The following is a 17,652-nucleotide window of genomic DNA, read 5'->3' on the forward strand; positions in this document are numbered from 1 at the left end:
CGTCGGGGGTGTAGATCTTGCCCATGGGGGAGGAGGAGGTGGAAGTCGCCGAGTCCGAGGTTCCGGAGTTCGCCGGAGCCTGGTGCAAAAGGGAGATGCCCCGCCGTGGATGCGGGGCGATCCGGGAACGGAGTTCTGCGTGGACATCGTCGTCAAGGGCCGCAAGACCGAGGTGCCCGAGCGGTTCCGCAAGCACGTGGCCGAGAAGCTGAACCTGGACAAGATCCAGAAGCTCGATGGCAAGGTGATCAGCCTCGACGTCGAGGTGTCCAAGGAGCCCAACCCCCGACAGGCCGACCGCTGCGACCGAGTGGAGATCACGCTCCGCTCCCGCGGTCCGGTGATCCGGGCGGAGGCAGCGGCCAACGATCCGTACGCGGCACTCGACCTGGCAGCGGAGAAGCTGGACGCCCGGCTGCGCAAGCAGCACGACAAGAAGAACACGCGCCGTGGCGCCCGCAGGCTCACGGCGGCAGAGGTCGCCGACCACGTCCCGGGAGTGGCGACGCTCAACGGCAACGGCCACCCCGTTTCGGCGGAGGACTCGGACAGCGTGCCCACGAAGCGGATCGGTTCTCTGGAAGTGCAGGGCGACGGCCCCCTGGTGGTCCGCGAGAAGACACACGTCGCCGCTCCGATGACGCTCGACCAGGCGCTCTACGAGATGGAGCTGGTCGGACACGACTTCTATCTGTTCGTCGACTCCGAGACCAAGGAACCGAGTGTCGTCTACCGGAGGCACGCGTACGACTACGGTGTGATCCACCTCAGCACGGACACGATGGTCACCCAGGCGCACTCGCCCGGCGCGAGCGGCGCGCTCGGTGGCTGACCTACACGGATGACAGATGAGACGGTGCCCCTGGAGCGCGCTCGCGCCCCCAGGGGCACCGATGTGCGGCCGCTGCGCGTACCGCTCTGTCACCGTGTTGAGGTCCGGGCATGAAAGCATGGGGGCCGCGGCTCAACCGGTGGGCCGTTGCCTTGGGTTGGCGATGGCTCAGGACCACGGGCCAAAGCCTTCAGGGGGAGGAACGATGGCGGACAGCTTCGGACCGATGCACGACGGGGATGCCGGAGGCGTCGTCGGTATGGGCCCGGACGCAGGCACTTCACGCAAGGAACCGATCAGAGTCCTTGTCGTGGACGACCATGCCCTGTTCCGCCGTGGCCTGGAGATCGTGCTCGCCGCCGAGGAGGACATCCAGGTCGTGGGCGAGGCGGGCGACGGCGCCGAAGCCGTCGTCAAGGCCGCCGACCTGCTGCCGGACATCATCCTGATGGATGTGCGGATGCCGAAGCGCGGGGGGATCGAGGCATGCACCTCCATCAAGGAGGTGGCACCCAGCGCCAAGATCATCATGCTGACGATCAGTGACGAGGAAGCCGACCTCTACGAGGCGATCAAGGCCGGTGCGACCGGCTATCTGCTCAAGGAGATCTCCACCGACGAGGTGGCCACCGCCATCCGCGCGGTGGCCGACGGGCAGTCACAGATCAGCCCCTCCATGGCGTCGAAGCTGCTCACCGAGTTCAAGTCGATGATCCAGCGCACCGACGAGCGCCGGCTGGTGCCCGCGCCCCGGCTGACGGACCGCGAGCTGGAGGTGCTCAAGCTCGTCGCCACCGGGATGAACAACCGGGACATCGCCAAGGAGCTGTTCATCTCCGAGAACACCGTGAAGAACCATGTGCGCAACATCCTGGAGAAGTTGCAGCTGCACTCCAGGATGGAAGCGGTGGTGTACGCGATGCGGGAGAAGATCCTCGAGATCCGGTGACCGCCGGAGGACTCCGGGGCCCGTCCGGCGGTCGTGCCGCAGCCGCAGCCGCAGCCGCAGCCGCAGCCGCCGCCCTAGGCCAGGGCGCGGGCGAGTTCGGCGGTGAGGGGAGCGCGCAGTTCGGGGGCGTCCACGCGCTCCACGCGGACGTCCGTGCAGTCCACCCAGCCCGCCGCGGCCACCAGGGCCTCGGCCACCGCGGGAACGGCCTTCGGGCCGTCCAGGGTGACCTGCTTGGCGACCAGCGTGCGGCCCTCGCGGGCCGGATCCACCCGGCCGACGAGACGGCCGCCGGCGAGGACCGGCATCGCGAAGTAGCCGTACACGCGCTTGGGCTTGGGGACGTAGGCCTCCAGGCGGTGGGTGAAGCCGAAGATCCGCTCCGTGCGCGCCCGCTCCCAGATCAGCGAGTCGAACGGGGACAGCAGCGTGGTGCGGTGACGGCCGCGCGGAGCGGTCTCCAGCGCCGCCGGGTCGGCCCAGGCGGGCTTGCCCCAGCCCTCCACCGTGACCGGGACCAGACCCGAATCCGCGATCACCGCGTCGAACTGCTCACCCTTGAGCCGGTGGTAGTCGGCGATGTCCGCGCGCGTACCGACGCCGAGGGACTGGCCGGCCAGGCGGACCAGGCGGCGCAGGCACTCGGCGTCGTCCAGCTCGTCGTGCAGCAGCGCGGCCGGGATCGCCCGTTCGGCCAGGTCGTACACCCGCTTCCAGCCGCGGCGCTCGACGCACACCACCTCGCCGTACATCAGCGCCCGCTCGACGGCGACCTTCGTGCCGGACCAGTCCCACCACTCGCTGGTCTTCTTCGCCCCGCCCAGCTCCGTCGCGGTGAGGGGGCCCTCGGCGCGCAGCTGCTTGACGACCTGGTCGTAGGTGCCCTCGGGCAGCTCGTGGTTCCAGTGCGGGCGGTTGCGGTAGGCGCGGCGGCGGAAGGCGAAGTGCGGCCACTCCTCGATGGGCAGGATGCAGGCGGCGTGCGACCAGTACTCGAAGGCGTGCGTGTCCGTCCAGTAGGCGTCGTCCACCGTCCGGCGGCCCACGGCGCCCAGGCGTGCGTACGGGATGAGCTCGTGGGAGCGGGCGAGCACGGAGATGGTGTCGAGCTGGACCGCGCCGAGATGACGCAGGACACCGCGGACGCCGGCCCGGCGGTCGGGGGCGCCGAGGAAGCCCTGTGCGCGGAGCGCGATGCGGCGGGCGTCGTCCGCCGAGAGGGGGATGGGGCGCGGGGTCGTCATACATCCGCACGATAGAGGGTGGGACTGACAGCGGGAGACGACGAGGGCGTCCAGACGAGGGCGTCCCGACGAGGGTGTCCACCGGGCGCGCCGACGCGCAGACGCACGGTCGCGCAGGCGCGCGGGCAAGCAGGACCACAGTCACGCAGGACCACAGTCACGCAGATACGCGGGCACGCGGGCACGCGGGCACGCGGGCGTGCGGCCCGTGGGTGCGCAGCTGTGCGGGCCCGCCCCCGCGATGCCGGGCCGCTCCGGACGTCGGACCCTAGGCGGGGCGCGCGGGGGCGGGCAGGTACGGCGCCGTCGACGGCAGTCCCAGGTCCGACGGCAGCAGTGAGCCCACCCAGCAGTCCCGTCGTACGCCCTTGTTGTTGATCGCGGAGCGCAGCGTGCCCTCGATGGTGAAACCGGTGTTCTCCGCCACCGCGCGTGAGGCGTGGTTGCCGACCTCGGCGCGCCACTCGACGCGGTCGACCGCGAGCCGGGTGAAGGCCCAGTGGGCGGCTGCGTGGGCGGCCTCGGCGGTGTAGCCGTTGCCGCGGTGCTCCTTCGTGGCCCAGAAGCCGATCTCCGCCATCCCCAGGGAGCGCATGGTGAGCGCGAGCATGCCCACCAGGTCCCCCGCGGGGAGGAACACACCGAAGGTGAACATCGAGCTGTCGGCCCAGCCGTCCGGGACCAGCTGGTGCGTGAAGCCCCGGGCGTGCTCCGGAAGGTAGGGGGAGGGGATCGTGGTCCAGCGCTGGATGTCCGGGTCCTGGGCGGCGCCGTACACGGCGTCGGTGTCCTCCGGGCCGACGGCGCGCAGGACCAGACGGCCGGTGGTGAGCGTGACGGGTTCCATCGGCCGATTCTGCGCGCGTCCGGCCGATGGGCGCCATCTCTTTGCGCCGCGTGAGCCGGCGATCACATTTCGTGCAATTCGGCGGCCGGGCACGGCACCATCCGAGTGCTCCGTGCGTTGTGCCCATTGAAGACGGCCGTCGTGGTGGCGGCAGGCCTCCCGGGGTGGTGGGGTCCTCGCATACGATGGCCGTTGCTCAGTAAGTCAAATGGAAACCGACCGTCCCAGGCCCGACCGGCAAGGAGACCAACCCCCGTGTCCGTCCTCTCGAAGATCATGCGTGCAGGCGAAGGCAAGATCCTGCGAAAGCTGCACCGCATCGCGGACCAGGTCAACTCCATCGAAGAGGACTTCGTCGACCTCTCCGACGCCGAGCTGCGGGCCCTCACCGATGAGTACAAGCAGCGCTACACCGACGGTGAGAGCCTGGACGACCTGCTGCCCGAGGCCTTCGCCACGGTGCGCGAGGCCGCCAAGCGCGTCCTCGGTCAGCGGCACTACGACGTCCAGATGATGGGCGGCGCCGCCCTGCACCTCGGCTATGTCGCCGAGATGAAGACCGGTGAGGGCAAGACCCTGGTCGGCACGCTGCCGGCTTACCTGAACGCCCTCTCCGGAGACGGCGTCCACCTCATCACGGTCAACGACTACCTGGCCGAGCGCGACTCCGAGATGATGGGTCGCGTCCACAAGTTCCTGGGCCTGGAAGTCGGCTGCATCCTGGCCAACATGACGCCGGCCCAGCGTCGCGAGCAGTACGCGTGCGACATCACGTACGGCACGAACAACGAGTTCGGCTTCGACTACCTGCGCGACAACATGGCGTGGTCGCAGGACGAACTGGTCCAGCGAGGTCACAACTTCGCGATCGTCGACGAGGTCGACTCCATCCTGGTCGACGAGGCCCGTACGCCGCTGATCATCTCCGGCCCGGCCGACCAGGCCACCAAGTGGTACGGCGACTTCGCCAAGCTGGTCACGCGCCTGAAGCGGGGCGAGGCGGGCAACCCGCTGAAGGGCCTGGAGGAGACCGGCGACTACGACGTCGACGAGAAGAAGCGCACCGTCGCCATCCACGAGCCCGGTGTCTCCAAGGTCGAGGACTGGCTGGGCATCGACAACCTGTACGAGTCGGTGAACACCCCGCTCGTCGGTTACCTGAACAACGCCATCAAGGCCAAGGAACTCTTCAAGAAGGACAAGGACTACGTCGTCATCGACGGCGAAGTCATGATCGTCGACGAGCACACCGGCCGTATCCTCGCCGGCCGCCGCTACAACGAGGGCATGCACCAGGCGATCGAGGCGAAGGAAGGGGTGCCGATCAAGGACGAGAACCAGACGCTCGCCACGATCACCCTCCAGAACTTCTTCCGCCTCTACAACAAGCTCTCCGGCATGACCGGTACGGCGATGACCGAGGCCGCCGAGTTCCACCAGATCTACAAGCTCGGCGTGGTCCCGATCCCGACGAACAAGCCGATGGTCCGCAAGGACCAGTCCGACCTGATCTACCGCACCGAGGTCGCCAAGTTCGACGCGGTGGTCGACGACATCGCCGAGAAGCACGAGAAGGGTCAGCCGATCCTGGTCGGCACCACCTCGGTCGAGAAGTCCGAGTACCTCTCGCAGCAGCTCAGCAAGCGCGGCATCCAGCACGAGGTGCTCAACGCCAAGCAGCACGACCGTGAGGCGACGATCGTCGCCCAGGCCGGCCGCCGGGGCGCCGTGACGGTCGCCACCAACATGGCCGGCCGTGGTACCGACATCAAGCTCGGCGGCAACCCCGAGGACCTCGCCGAGGCGGAGCTGCGCCAGCGCGGCCTCGACCCCGAGGAGCACATCGAGGAGTGGGCCGCGGCCCTGCCCGCCGCCCTGGAGCGCGCCGAGCAGGCGGTCCGGGCCGAGAAGGAGGAGGTCGAGGAGCTCGGCGGCCTCTACGTCCTCGGCACCGAGCGGCACGAGTCGCGCCGTATCGACAACCAGCTGCGCGGTCGTTCCGGCCGACAGGGCGACCCGGGCGAGTCCCGGTTCTACCTCTCCCTCGGTGACGACCTGATGCGGCTGTTCAAGGCGCAGATGGTCGAGCGCGTGATGTCGATGGCGAACGTGCCCGACGACGTGCCGATCGAGAACAAGATGGTCACGCGTGCGATCGCGTCGGCCCAGTCGCAGGTCGAGCAGCAGAACTTCGAGACCCGCAAGAACGTCCTGAAGTACGACGAGGTCCTCAACCGCCAGCGCGAGGTCATCTACGGCGAGCGGCGCCGTGTCCTGGAGGGCGAGGACCTCCAGGAGCAGGTGCAGCACTTCATGAGCGACACCATCGACGCCTACATCGCCGCGGAGACCGCCGAGGGCTTCCCGGAGGACTGGGACCTCGACCGGCTGTGGGGCGCGTTCAAGCAGCTCTACCCGGTGAAGGTCACCGTCGAGGAGCTGGAGGACGCGGCCGGTGACCGTGCCGGTCTGACCGCGGAGTTCATCTCCGAGTCCATCAAGGACGACATCAACGAGCAGTACGAGGCGCGCGAGGCGCAGCTCGGCTCCGAGATCATGCGTGAGCTGGAGCGCCGGGTCGTGCTGTCGGTCCTCGACCGCAAGTGGCGTGAGCACCTCTACGAGATGGACTACCTCCAGGAGGGCATCGGCCTGCGCGCGATGGCGCAGAAGGACCCCCTGGTCGAGTACCAGCGCGAGGGCTTCGACATGTTCACCGCGATGATGGAGGGCATCAAGGAGGAGTCCGTCGGCTACCTGTTCAACCTGGAGGTCCAGGTCGAGCAGCAGGTCGAGGAGGTCCCGGTCGAGGACGTCCAGCCGTCGCTGACGAAGGAGCCCCAGGACGTGGTCCCGGCCCAGGCCGGCGCGCGTCCCGAGATCCGCGCCAAGGGCCTGGAGGCCCCGCAGCGCCGGGACCGGCTGCACTTCTCGGCGCCCACCGTGGACGGCGAGGGCGGCATCGTCGAGGGCGACTTCGCCGAGGACGACGAGCCGGTGCGCTCGGAGGCCGACGGCCTCACGCGCGCCGAGCGCCGCAAGCAGGGCCGCCGTATCGGCCGTCGCAAGAAGTGACGCATGCCCGCCCCGTGCGGGGCGGGCATGAGCGGTGAGTCGTGAAGGGCCGGGCATCCTCGGGGTGCCCGGCCCTTCCGCGTGCGTGCGTCGGCCGGATCGCCGTTCGGTTCAGCAGTCGTCCGTCCGGGGCCTGCGGGGGCCGTCGAGTTCCACCGCCGTGCAGCGCCAGCGCCGGTCGGCGCCCAGTTCCAGCCGGAAGGCCATGGCCCGCAGCCGGTCGCCGGCTCCGATACGGGCGAAAGCCTCGACGGCGCCCGGGCGCGGGACGTAGTAGCCGATGTCGCGCACCACGGGGCGGTTGCCCCGGGTGCCGCGCAGGGGAGCGTGCTCGGCGAGCCAGGCCAGTTCGTCGTAGGCCCGGCCTGCGGTGTGCCGCAGCATGCGGTGGACGGGGTGCAGCCCGCTCAGCACCGCGAGGAGGCGCTCGGCGAAGACATCGGTGGGTCGGGGCTGCGGGACCTGCCGGTGGGACGGCCCGGCGGGCACCGCGGGGGCGACCGGTGCCGGGGACGTGACGGGCGCGCCGGGCAGGACTCGGGACACCGGTGCGGGCGTGGGCGCGGACGTGGGCGCCGGGGCGGTTGCCGCGGGGGTGCGGGACGGGCCGGTGCCCGGCGCGGTGCGGGACGGGCCGGTGCCGGGGCGGCGGGTGTCGTGCCGGACCGGCGGACGGCTGCCGGTGTGGCGGCGGGTCCTGGTCATCACCTTGTTCATGTGCGTCCCCGTTCCATGGGTCCAGCGGCTCCCGGCCCGGCCGGTGGGGTCCGATCCGAGTGGTACCGGCGGGTAACTTGCGGTCGGGGATCTTGTACGGGGTGGTGGACCGCAGGAGCAAGGAAGCCGTCGCCCGGGTCGAGGGGCGCGGAAGGTTCACCTATCAGGGTGACCGAGGGGGACGTACGGCCCGTATTTCCGGGGGAGCACCGGGTGAGTTCCAGGGCGCCGGGTGGACGTGCCCAGGAGGGGCGGCAGGGACTCGAAAGGGGACTCCCGCACGTATCCTGAAGACCCTCCGGGAGGCGCGCCGTCCGGCCTCCCTCAGGTCACCCGAGCCCCGACCACGAAAGCGGCCAGCCCATGCGCGTCTACGTCCCTCTGACCCTCTCCGGTCTCGCCGAGGCGTACAAGACGGGTGGGCTGGGGGCGGAGCCGCTCGTCGCGTACGCCGTCACGCCGGGACTGCGCGAGTGGTACCTCTCCGACGACATCGAGGAGTTGGAGTACGCGGCGCTGAGCCGGGCCGCGCTGGCGTCGCTGCGCCTGCTCGCCGCGGACCCCGGGGCGGCCCGGCGGCGCACCGTGGTCGCCGTCGACGTGCCCGACGGCATCGCGTCCGTCGACCCCGACCGGGGGCTCGACCCGGGCGCGCTCGGCGAGGTGCGGGTCGCCGGTGCCGTGGCGCTGGCCAAGGTGGCCTCGGTGCACGTCGACGCGCAGGACGCGGAGGCGGACGTGGCGGCCGCGGCGCAGGCGCTGTCGGCGGCGGACGGCGGGGACGACGACGCGCAGTTCGTCGTGGACGGGGCCGAGGACCACGAGCTGCTGTGGTTCGCCACGCAGGAGATCCAGAACCTGGTCGTCGGGCTCGGGGGCTGAGACCCCCGGCTGTTCTCGTGGATGTCAGTGGCCGCGGGTAGTTTTTTCCCATGGGGAAGCACAAAGCTGCACACATCGTCTGGGACTGGAACGGCACGCTCTTCCACGACAACGAGGCGATCATCGGGGCGACGAACGCGGCGTTCCTGGAGCTGGGGCTCGAACCGATCACGCTGGAGCGGTACCGGGCGCTGTACTGCGTGCCGGTGCCGAAGTTCTACGAGCGGCTGATAGGACGGCTGCCGACGGACGCCGAGTGGGAACTCATGGACGAGATCTTCCACCGGTACTACGCCGAGCACCGGGCGGCCTGCGGGCTGACGGCAGGGGCGGTCGAACTGCTCGCGGGGTGGCGGTCGGCGGGCCGCAGCCAGTCGATCCTGAGCATGTACGTGCACGACGAGCTCGTCCCGCTGGTGCGGGGCTTCGGCATCGAGGCGCACTTCGTACGCGTCGACGGGCGGACCGGCCCGTCCGGGGGCAGCAAGACCACGCACATGGTGCGCCACCTCGGCGCGCTCGCCGGAGTGGATCCCGCCCGCACGGTCGTGATCGGGGACGCCGCCGACGACGCGGTGGCGGCGCTGCACGCGGGGGCGCGGGCGGTGCTGTACACCGGGGGGTCGCACAGCCGGGCCAGCCTGGAGGAGGTGGGTGTGCCGGTCGTGGACACGCTGGAGGAGGCGGTCGAGGAGGCGCAGCGGATCGCGGCCTGAGCCCCGCTCCGGAGCTGCCGCGGGCTGGAGCGGCAACCGCGGGCCGGTGCGCCGGACGGGCGGCGCGGCGCTCCGGGGGCGCCGCGCCGCCCGTCCGGGGCCCTGGGTCAGGTGACCGGTGCCTTCGCGCGCAGCACCTTCAGGAACTCGCGCATCCAGGCGGAGTGGTCCGGCCAGGCCCGCGCGGAGACCAGGGTGCCGTCGACCACGGCCTCGCTGTCCTGGAAGGTGGCGCCGGCGGCCTGCATGTCCAGCTCCAGTGCCGGGTACGCCGTGACGCGGCGGCCGCGCAGGCTGTCGACCGCCGCGGTGAGCAGGGGGCCGTGGCAGATCTGGGCGACCGGCTTGTCCGTGTCGAAGAACGACTTCAGGATCTTGCGCAGCTCGGGGTCGTTGCGCAGGTACTCGGGGGCCCGGCCGCCGGGGATGACGACGGCGACGTACTCGCCCGGGTCCACCTCGGAGAAGGCGAGGTCCGCGGGCCAGGTGTAGCCGGGCTTCTCGGTGTAGGTGTCGAAGCCCGGTTCGAAGTCGTGGACGACGAAGCGGAGGGTCTTGCGGGTGGGGGCCGCGATGTGGACTTCGTAGCCTTCCTCACGCAGGCGCTGGTAGGGGTAGAGGACCTCCAGGGACTCTGCTGCGTCGCCGGTCAGGACGAGGATTTTCGCGGGCATGTCGGGCGGCTCCCCTCGGGCGGGCGTGGGCTGTCCTGGGCAACGTGCCGGGTGCGGGCGGGGTTGCCAAGAGGCGCGGTCGTTTTCAGGGTGCGTGAAGCCGGGGGCGGCGTCGACTTTTCTCGCCCCCGCCGCCCTTACCCGTCCCATCCCGGGGCTACGCCCCCGGACCCCGGGCGGGGCTTCGCCCCTGCGCCCCCATCGGCCTGGACGGCCTCGTCCTCAAGCGCCGGACGGGCTGGGATTGCCTGGGCTGGGCTCCGCCCTCGGACCCCGGGCGTCCCCGGACCCCGGGCGGGGCTTCGCCCCTGCGCCCCCATCGGCCTGGACGGCCTCGTCCTCAAGCGCCGGACGGGCTGGGATTGCCTGGGCTGGGCTCCGCCCCCGGACCCCGGGCGTCCCCGGACCCCGGGCGGGGCTTCGCCCCTGCGCCCCGATCGGCCTGGACGGCCTCGTCCTCAAGCGCCGGACGGGCTGGGATTGCCGGGGGGCCTTCGGCCAAGCGTTGGACGGGCTGGGATGCTCCGGTGGGCCTTCGTCCGAGCGCCGGACGGGCCGGGATTGCCGGGGTGGGTGGGGGCACTGCATGGTCCCGCTTTCTTTGCCCCTGTGCAGAGTGTCAAAGTTCCACCCCCTGTTTTGTACACATACGGCTCATGACGGGTCCCCCGTGGAGGGCGATAGCCTTAGTGGCGTGATCAGCGCGATAGCTCGCGGGGGCACCGTTGCCTCCGCCCTGCGCCCGGGACGCACGGACTACATCCGTGACCGGGCGGCGGTCGCTGGTCCTCGCGGGCGGGACGGGGCCTCGAAGGCCCCCAGGACGCCGTACACATCACCGGGCGGGACGCGGCAGAGAGCAGCGTCACACCACGCACGGGTGTCGAACATGGCTGATAAACCCCCGCTCATCTCACCTTGCGGCATAGCGTCGGAACCGACCGGAGACCCCGCGTCGTGGCGTTGTACCGGAGGGCGCGAGACCGTACACCCTTCTACGTCACGCAACGGCGCGCGACAGGAGCCAGAGGACAATGCAGACCAAGCTGGACGAAGCCAAGGCCGAGCTGCTCGAGAGGGCCGCCCGGGTCGCTGAGAACAGCCCGGTCGGGGGGCACCTACCGACTGGGACGACGAGCCAGGGGGCCCCGGACCGGGACACCGTGCTCGCGTTCCTCCAGCGCTACTACCTGCACACCGCCCCGGAGGACCTCTCCGGCCGTGACCCGGTCGATGTCTTCGGAGCCGCCTTCTCGCACTATCGCCTGGCGGAAAACCGTCCGCAGGGCACCGCCAACGTGCGGGTGCAGACCCCGACCGTCGAGGAGAACGGCTGGACGTCCAGCCACTCCGTCGTCGAGGTCGTCACCGACGACATGCCCTTCCTCGTGGACTCGGTGACCAACGAGCTCACCCGTCAGGGGCGTGGCATCCACGTCGTCATCCACCCGCAGGTCGTCGTCCGCCGTGACGTGACCGGCAAGCTCGTCGAGGTGCTCACCGAGCCGCCCGTCGGCTCGATGCCGCACGACACGCACACCGAGTCCTGGATCCACGTCGAGATCGACCGGGAGACCGACCGCGCCGACCTGAAGCAGATCACCGCCGATCTGCTGCGGGTGCTCTCCGACGTCCGCGAGGCCGTCGAGGACTGGGAGAAGATGCGGGCCACCGCCGCCCGGGTCGCCGACGGGATCCCGGACGAGCCCGTGCCCGCCGACCTGGCCCGGCCCGAGGTCCAGGAGGCCCGCGAGCTGCTGCGCTGGCTGGCCGCCGACCACTTCACCTTCCTCGGCTACCGCGAGTACCAGCTGCGCGGTGACGACTCCCTCGCCGCCGTCCCCGGCACGGGCCTGGGCATCCTGCGCTCCGACCCGCACCACTCCGAGGAAGAGGGCCACCCGGTGAGCCCCTCCTTCGAGCGGCTGCCCGCCGACGCCCGCGCCAAGGCCCGTGAGCACAAGCTCCTCGTGCTGACCAAGGCCAACAGCCGCTCCACCGTGCACCGGCCGTCGTACCTCGACTACGTGGGCGTGAAGAAGTTCGACGCGGACGGCAACGTCGTCGGCGAGCGGCGCTTCCTGGGACTGTTCTCCTCCGCCGCCTACACCGAGTCCGTCACCCGCGTGCCGGTCATCCGGCGCAAGGTCGACGAGGTCCTCCAGCGTGCCGGGTTCTCGCCCAACAGCCACGACGGGCGCGACCTGCTCCAGATCCTGGAGACCTATCCGCGCGACGAGCTGTTCCAGACGCCGGTCGACGAGCTCCAGTCCATCGTCACGTCCGTGCTGTACCTCCAGGAGCGCCGCCGGCTGCGGCTCTACCTGCGCCAGGACGAGTACGGGCGCTACTACTCCGCGCTGGTCTACCTGCCCCGCGACCGCTACACCACCGGTGTCCGGCTGCGGATCATCGACATCCTGAAGGAGGAGCTCGGCGGCATCAGCGTCGACTTCACCGCCTGGAACACCGAGTCGATCCTGTCCCGGCTGCACTTCGTCGTGCGGGTCCCGCAGGGCACCGAGCTGCCGCAGCTCAGCGACTCCGACAAGGACCGCATCGAGGTCCGTCTGGTGGAGGCCGCGCGGTCCTGGGCCGACGCGTTCGCCGAGGCGATGAACGCCGAGTGCGGCGAGGAGCGGGCCGCCGAGCTGCTGCGCCGCTACGGCAACGCCTTCCCCGAGGGGTACAAGGCCGACCACACCGCGCGTGCCGCGGTCTCCGACCTCGTCCACCTGGAGCGCCTGAGCGACGAGGCGGGCAACGACTTCTCGCTCAGCCTGTACGAGCCGGTGGGCGCGGGACCCGGCGAGCGCCGCTTCAAGATCTACCGCAAGGGCGCCGCGATCTCCCTCTCCGCGGTGCTGCCGGTCCTCAACCGGCTCGGCGTCGAGGTGATCGACGAGCGGCCGTACGAACTGCGCTGCTCGGACCGCAAGAGCTCCTGGATCTACGACTTCGGTCTGCGCATCCCCAAGTCCCTGGGCGGCGGCAACGGCGACTACCTGGGCGAGGACGGCCGCGAGCGCTTCCAGCAGGCGTTCGAGGCCACCTGGACCGGCAAGGCGGAGAACGACGGCTTCAACGCCCTCGTACTGAGCGCCGGGCTGACCTGGCGGCAGGCGATGGTGCTGCGGGCGTACGCCAAGTACCTGCGCCAGGCGGGCTCCACCTTCAGCCAGGACTACATGGAGGACACCCTCCGCAACAACGTCCACACCACCCGGCTGCTGGTCTCCCTCTTCGAGGCGCGGATGGCGCCGGAGCGCCAGAGCGCCGGCCTGGAGATCGTCGACGCCCTCCTCGAGGAGCTCGACGCCGCCCTCGACCAGGTGGCCTCTCTCGACGAGGACCGGATCCTGCGGTCCTTCCTGACCGTGATCAAGGCGACCCTGCGGACGAACTTCTTCCAGGAGGCCGAGCCGGGCACGCCGCACGCCTACGTCTCCATGAAGTTCGACCCGCAGGCGATCCCCGATCTCCCGGCGCCGCGTCCGGCGTTCGAGATCTGGGTGTACTCGCCGCGGGTGGAGGGTGTGCACCTGCGCTTCGGCAAGGTCGCGCGCGGTGGTCTGCGCTGGTCCGACCGGCGTGAGGACTTCCGGACCGAGATCCTGGGCCTGGTCAAGGCGCAGATGGTCAAGAACACGGTCATCGTGCCGGTCGGCGCCAAGGGCGGCTTCGTCGCCAAGCAGCTGCCGGACCCGGCCGTCGACCGGGACGCGTGGCTGGCCGAGGGCATCGCCAGCTACCAGACCTTCATCTCGGCGCTGCTCGACATCACCGACAACATGGTGGCCGGCGAGGTCGTCCCCCCGGCGGACGTCGTGCGCCACGACGAGGACGACACCTACCTGGTGGTCGCGGCCGACAAGGGCACGGCGACGTTCTCGGACATCGCCAACGAGGTCGCGCAGTCGTACAACTTCTGGCTCGGCGACGCCTTCGCCTCCGGCGGCTCGGCCGGCTACGACCACAAGGCCATGGGCATCACAGCCCGCGGCGCCTGGGAGTCCGTCAAGCGGCACTTCCGGGAGCTGGGCGTGAACACCCAGGTCGAGGACTTCACGGTCGTCGGCGTCGGTGACATGTCCGGTGACGTGTTCGGCAACGGCATGCTGCTGAGCGAGCACATCCGCCTGGTCGCCGCCTTCGACCACCGGCACATCTTCATCGACCCGAACCCGGACGCGGCCACCTCCTACGCCGAGCGCCGCCGGCTGTTCGAACTGCCGCGCAGCTCCTGGGCCGACTACGACAGCGAGCTGATCTCCGCGGGCGGCGGCGTCTTCCCGCGCACGGCGAAGTCCATCCCGGTCAACGCCCACATCCGCGAGGCGCTCGGCATCGAGGCCAAGGTCGCCAAGCTGACCCCCGCCGACCTGATGAAGGCGATCCTCCAGTCCCCGGTGGACCTGCTGTGGAACGGCGGCATCGGTACGTACGTCAAGGCGTCCACCGAGAGCCAGGCGGACGTCGGCGACAAGGCCAACGACCCCATCCGCGTCGACGGCCGCGACCTGCGGGTCAAGGTCGTCGGCGAGGGCGGCAACCTGGGCCTGACCCAGCTCGGCCGGATCGAGTTCGCGCTCCAGGGCGGCCGGATCAACACCGACGCCATCGACAACAGCGCCGGCGTGGACACCTCCGACCACGAGGTGAACATCAAGATCCTGCTCAACGGTCTGGTCGCGGAGGGCGACATGACCGTCAAGCAGCGCAACAAGCTGCTCGCCGAGATGACCGACGAGGTCGGCGCGCTGGTCCTGCGCAACAACTACGCGCAGAACACGGCGATCGCCAACGCCCTCGCCCAGTCCAACGACATGCTGCACGCGCAGCAGCGTTTCCTGCGTCACCTGGTGCGCGAGGGTCACCTCGACCGGGCGCTGGAGTTCCTGCCCACCGACCGTCAGATCCGGGAGCGTCTGAACACCGGCCAGGGGCTGACCAGCCCGGAGACGGCCGTCCTGATGGCGTACACGAAGATCACGGTCGCCGAGGAGCTGCTGCACACCTCGCTGCCCGACGACCCGTATCTGCGCGGCCTGCTGTACGCGTACTTCCCGACGGCGCTGCGCGAGCGCTTCGCCGAGCACCTCGACAGCCACCCGCTGCGCCGTGAGATCACCACGACCGTGCTGGTCAACGACACGGTCAACACCGGTGGTACGACGTATCTGCACCGGCTGCGCGAGGAGACCGGCGCGTCGCTGGAGGAGATCGTCCGGGCGCAGACCGCGGCCCGCGCGATCTTCCGCGCGGCGCCCGTGTGGGACGCGGTCGAGGGCCTCGACAACAAGGTCGACGCCGTCGTCCAGACCCGGATCCGACTGCACTCGCGCCGCCTGGTCGAGCGCGGTACCCGCTGGCTGCTCAACAACCGGCCGCAGCCGCTCCAGCTCGCCGAGACGGTCGAGTTCTTCTCCGAGCGGGTCGAGCAGGTCTGGCAGCAGCTGCCGAAGCTGCTGCGCGGCGCGGACCTGGAGTGGTACCAGCACGTCTACGACGAGCTGACGGGGGCGGGCGTCCCGGACGAGCTGGCCACGCGGGTGGCCGGGTTCTCCTCCGCCTTCCCGGCCCTCGACGTGGTCTCGGTCGCCGACCGCATGGGCAAGGAGCCGCTGGAAGTCGCCGACGTCTACTACGACCTCGCCGACCGTCTGCACATCACCCAGCTCATGGACCGCATCATCGAGCTGCCCCGTGCCGACCGCTGGCAGTCCATGGCCCGCGCCTCCATCCGTGAGGACCTGTACGCGGCCCACTCGGCCCTCACCGCGGACGTCCTGGCCGTCGGCAACGGCACCTCGACGCCGGAGCAGCGCTTCGAGGCGTGGCAGGAGAAGAACGCGGCGATCCTGGGCCGGGCGCGTACGACGCTGGAGGAGATCCAGGGTTCGGACACGTTCGACCTGGCCAACCTGTCGGTGGCCATGCGGACCATGCGGACGCTGCTGCGCACGCATTCATAGCGCGTCCGTAGCGCATTCGCAGCGCGCGTTCCAGCACGCGAAAGAGGGAAGCCCCGGCCGCACCGGCCGGGGCTTCCCCCTTTTTCTCGTCCGCCTGGTGGAAAGGGCCGCACTTAAACCAGCCCGCATTCACCGTCAATCACGCGAATAGCTGCCTTTTCTGCCCATTCATCACAACTGTCTTAAAATATCGCAAGTGACATTGAATCCGTCGTTCCGGCCCGGTGCGCGGCGCACCGCATAGGGCGACTGCGGCCCTCGCGCCGACGGCCCTGGCGCTGGTCCTGGTCCTCATGCTCCTGGTGATCGTCCGTCTGCCCTGGGCGGGCGATCTCGGCATGCACGCGGCGACCGTGGAGCGTCTGCGGCACCATCTGACGGATCCGGGCAACCCGCTGGTCGACGCCGACACGCCGAGCCCGTACTACTCGCCGTGGACCCTGCTGCTGGGGTGCGTCGCGCGGGTGACGGGCCTGCCGGTCTTCGCCGTCCTGCGCATCGGGGCACTGGTCGGGCTCGGCCTGCTGGTGACCGGGGTCTGGCGGTACGTGCGGACGCTGAGCCGGCATCCCGCGGCACCCGCGCTGGTGCTGCTGTGCCTGGTGTTCCTCTGGGGCACGACCCTGTTCGAGTGGAGCGGCTTCCTCGGGCTGAACTCGCTCGCGCTGACGGTGTCGTATCCGAGCGTGCCGGCGCTGGGGCTCGCCTTCCACTTCTGGGCGTGGCTGGCGCGGGCGGTGCGGGAGCCCGGCGGATGGGGGGCCTGGCTCGGGCTCGGGGCGCTGTGGGCGGCGATCCTGCTCTGCCACCAGTTCTCGGGCGTCGTGGCCTCGCTGGGCGCGCTCGCCACGGTGCTCGCCGCGCGGCCCGCGCGGGCGGTGTGGGGCCGGGCGGCGGCCGGCCTGGCGCTGGGGCTGCTGGTGCTGTGGCTGTGGCCGTACTACGACTTCTTCGCGCTCTTCGGGGCCGGCTCGGGGCTGGAGTCGGTGCACCGGGCGCTGTACCGGGACCTGGTGGGACGGTTCTGGCTGGTGCTCCTCGGCGTGGTGGCGCTGGGGCTGCGGTGGCGGCGCGACCGGTGGGATCCGCTGGTCCTGTTCTTCGCGCTCGGGCTCGTGGTGTGCACGGGGGGCTGGCTGAGCGGGCACTACTCCTGGGGCCGTGCGCTGCCCGCGGTGCTGATCCCGGCGCAGACCGCGGCCGCGCTGGAGACGGTGACGGCCGGACGGCGCCGGGTGCGGACCGCGTGGGCGTGTGTGCTCGGCGTGGCGCTGGTGGTGGGGGCGTGGACCCAGGCCGGGACGCTGGGGTACGTGGTCCCGCGCGGACGGCTGCCCGAGGCGGTGGCGGCGAAGTACCGGCAGCCCTGGGTCGGGTACCGGTGGATCACCCCGTGGGTGAGGTACGGGGACGTGGTGCTGGCCCGGACGTTCGCGGCGCGGCAGATCCCGGCCTACGGGCCGTACACCGTGGCTCCCGGCTATCCCGACTTCTTCCTGCCGGACGAGGCCCGGCGGGCGGACGCGGTGCGCAGGTACTTCGCGGCGGGGACGGCACCGGGGGTGCGGCAGGACATCGCCCGGGCGTACGGGGTGCGGTGGGTGGTGGACCGGGGCGCCCTGCGGGAGACCGGCGGGCTGCGGAGGGTGGCCCGGGGGCCGGACGGGCAGGTGCTGTACGCCGTCGTGCCGTGACATCCCCCGCCGGCCGGTCCACGTGAACGGCCCCGCCGCCGTGTGTC

General features: G+C 70.8%; 11 protein-coding genes. 7 read left to right on the forward strand and 4 right to left on the reverse strand.

All coding sequences use genetic code 11. The features are described 5' to 3' along the window. The first annotated feature begins 139 nt into the window (after positions 1-139). Both hpf and ACZ7OY_RS00065 read left to right on the forward strand, forming a co-directional pair. Positions 140-832 carry a ribosome hibernation-promoting factor, HPF/YfiA family gene (hpf, locus tag ACZ7OY_RS00060; RefSeq protein ID WP_351619194.1) on the forward strand — a complete coding sequence of 231 codons (693 nt, stop codon included), beginning with the start codon at positions 140-142 and terminating at the stop codon, positions 830-832. 205 nt (positions 833-1,037) lie between these two features. Further along, a complete protein-coding gene (locus ACZ7OY_RS00065; RefSeq protein ID WP_384730987.1) occupies positions 1,038-1,781 on the forward strand; it encodes a response regulator in 744 nt (247 codons plus the stop codon). Positions 1,782-1,855: 74 nt separating this feature from the next. On the opposite strand, the gene ACZ7OY_RS00070 is transcribed toward ACZ7OY_RS00065, so the two are convergent. After that, positions 1,856-3,025, reverse strand: coding sequence for a winged helix-turn-helix domain-containing protein (locus ACZ7OY_RS00070; protein WP_471909287.1), 1,170 nt, complete (start codon positions 3,023-3,025; stop codon positions 1,856-1,858). A gap of 268 nt (positions 3,026-3,293) precedes the next feature. Then, the gene (locus ACZ7OY_RS00075) at positions 3,294-3,872 is read right to left on the reverse strand and encodes a GNAT family N-acetyltransferase (protein WP_471909288.1); all 579 of its coding nucleotides are present in this window, start codon (positions 3,870-3,872) and stop codon (positions 3,294-3,296) included. 255 nt (positions 3,873-4,127) lie between these two features. Here ACZ7OY_RS00075 and secA point away from each other — a divergent pair, with 255 nt between their 5' ends. After that, on the forward strand, positions 4,128-6,947 hold the full coding sequence (gene secA / locus ACZ7OY_RS00080) for a preprotein translocase subunit SecA (protein WP_471909289.1): 2,820 nt from the start codon (positions 4,128-4,130) through the stop codon (positions 6,945-6,947). 111 nt (positions 6,948-7,058) lie between these two features. Here secA and ACZ7OY_RS00085 read toward each other — a convergent pair whose 3' ends face one another. After that, entirely contained in the window at positions 7,059-7,664 is a 606-nt protein-coding gene (locus tag ACZ7OY_RS00085) for an Rv3235 family protein (RefSeq protein ID WP_471909290.1), read from the reverse strand. A 363-nt stretch (positions 7,665-8,027) separates the two neighbouring features. On the opposite strand from ACZ7OY_RS00085, the gene ACZ7OY_RS00090 reads away from it, so the two are divergent. Both ACZ7OY_RS00090 and ACZ7OY_RS00095 read left to right on the forward strand, forming a co-directional pair. Then, the gene (locus ACZ7OY_RS00090; protein ID WP_471909291.1) at positions 8,028-8,546 is read left to right on the forward strand and encodes a DUF6912 family protein; all 519 of its coding nucleotides are present in this window, start codon (positions 8,028-8,030) and stop codon (positions 8,544-8,546) included. A gap of 50 nt (positions 8,547-8,596) precedes the next feature. Then, entirely contained in the window at positions 8,597-9,262 is a 666-nt protein-coding gene (locus ACZ7OY_RS00095; RefSeq protein ID WP_471909292.1) for an HAD family hydrolase, read from the forward strand. A gap of 107 nt (positions 9,263-9,369) precedes the next feature. On the opposite strand, the gene ACZ7OY_RS00100 is transcribed toward ACZ7OY_RS00095, so the two are convergent. Further along, the gene (locus ACZ7OY_RS00100; protein ID WP_152895099.1) at positions 9,370-9,936 is read right to left on the reverse strand and encodes a DJ-1/PfpI family protein; all 567 of its coding nucleotides are present in this window, start codon (positions 9,934-9,936) and stop codon (positions 9,370-9,372) included. A 1,034-nt stretch (positions 9,937-10,970) separates the two neighbouring features. On the opposite strand from ACZ7OY_RS00100, the gene ACZ7OY_RS00105 reads away from it, so the two are divergent. Continuing rightward, a complete protein-coding gene (locus tag ACZ7OY_RS00105; RefSeq protein ID WP_471909293.1) occupies positions 10,971-15,911 on the forward strand; it encodes an NAD-glutamate dehydrogenase in 4,941 nt (1,646 codons plus the stop codon). 293 nt (positions 15,912-16,204) lie between these two features. Next, the gene (locus ACZ7OY_RS00110; protein WP_471910327.1) at positions 16,205-17,605 is read left to right on the forward strand and encodes a hypothetical protein; all 1,401 of its coding nucleotides are present in this window, start codon (positions 16,205-16,207) and stop codon (positions 17,603-17,605) included. The last annotated feature ends 47 nt before the right edge of the window (positions 17,606-17,652 follow it).

This window comes from Streptomyces sp. NPDC107559 (assembly GCF_055657365.1).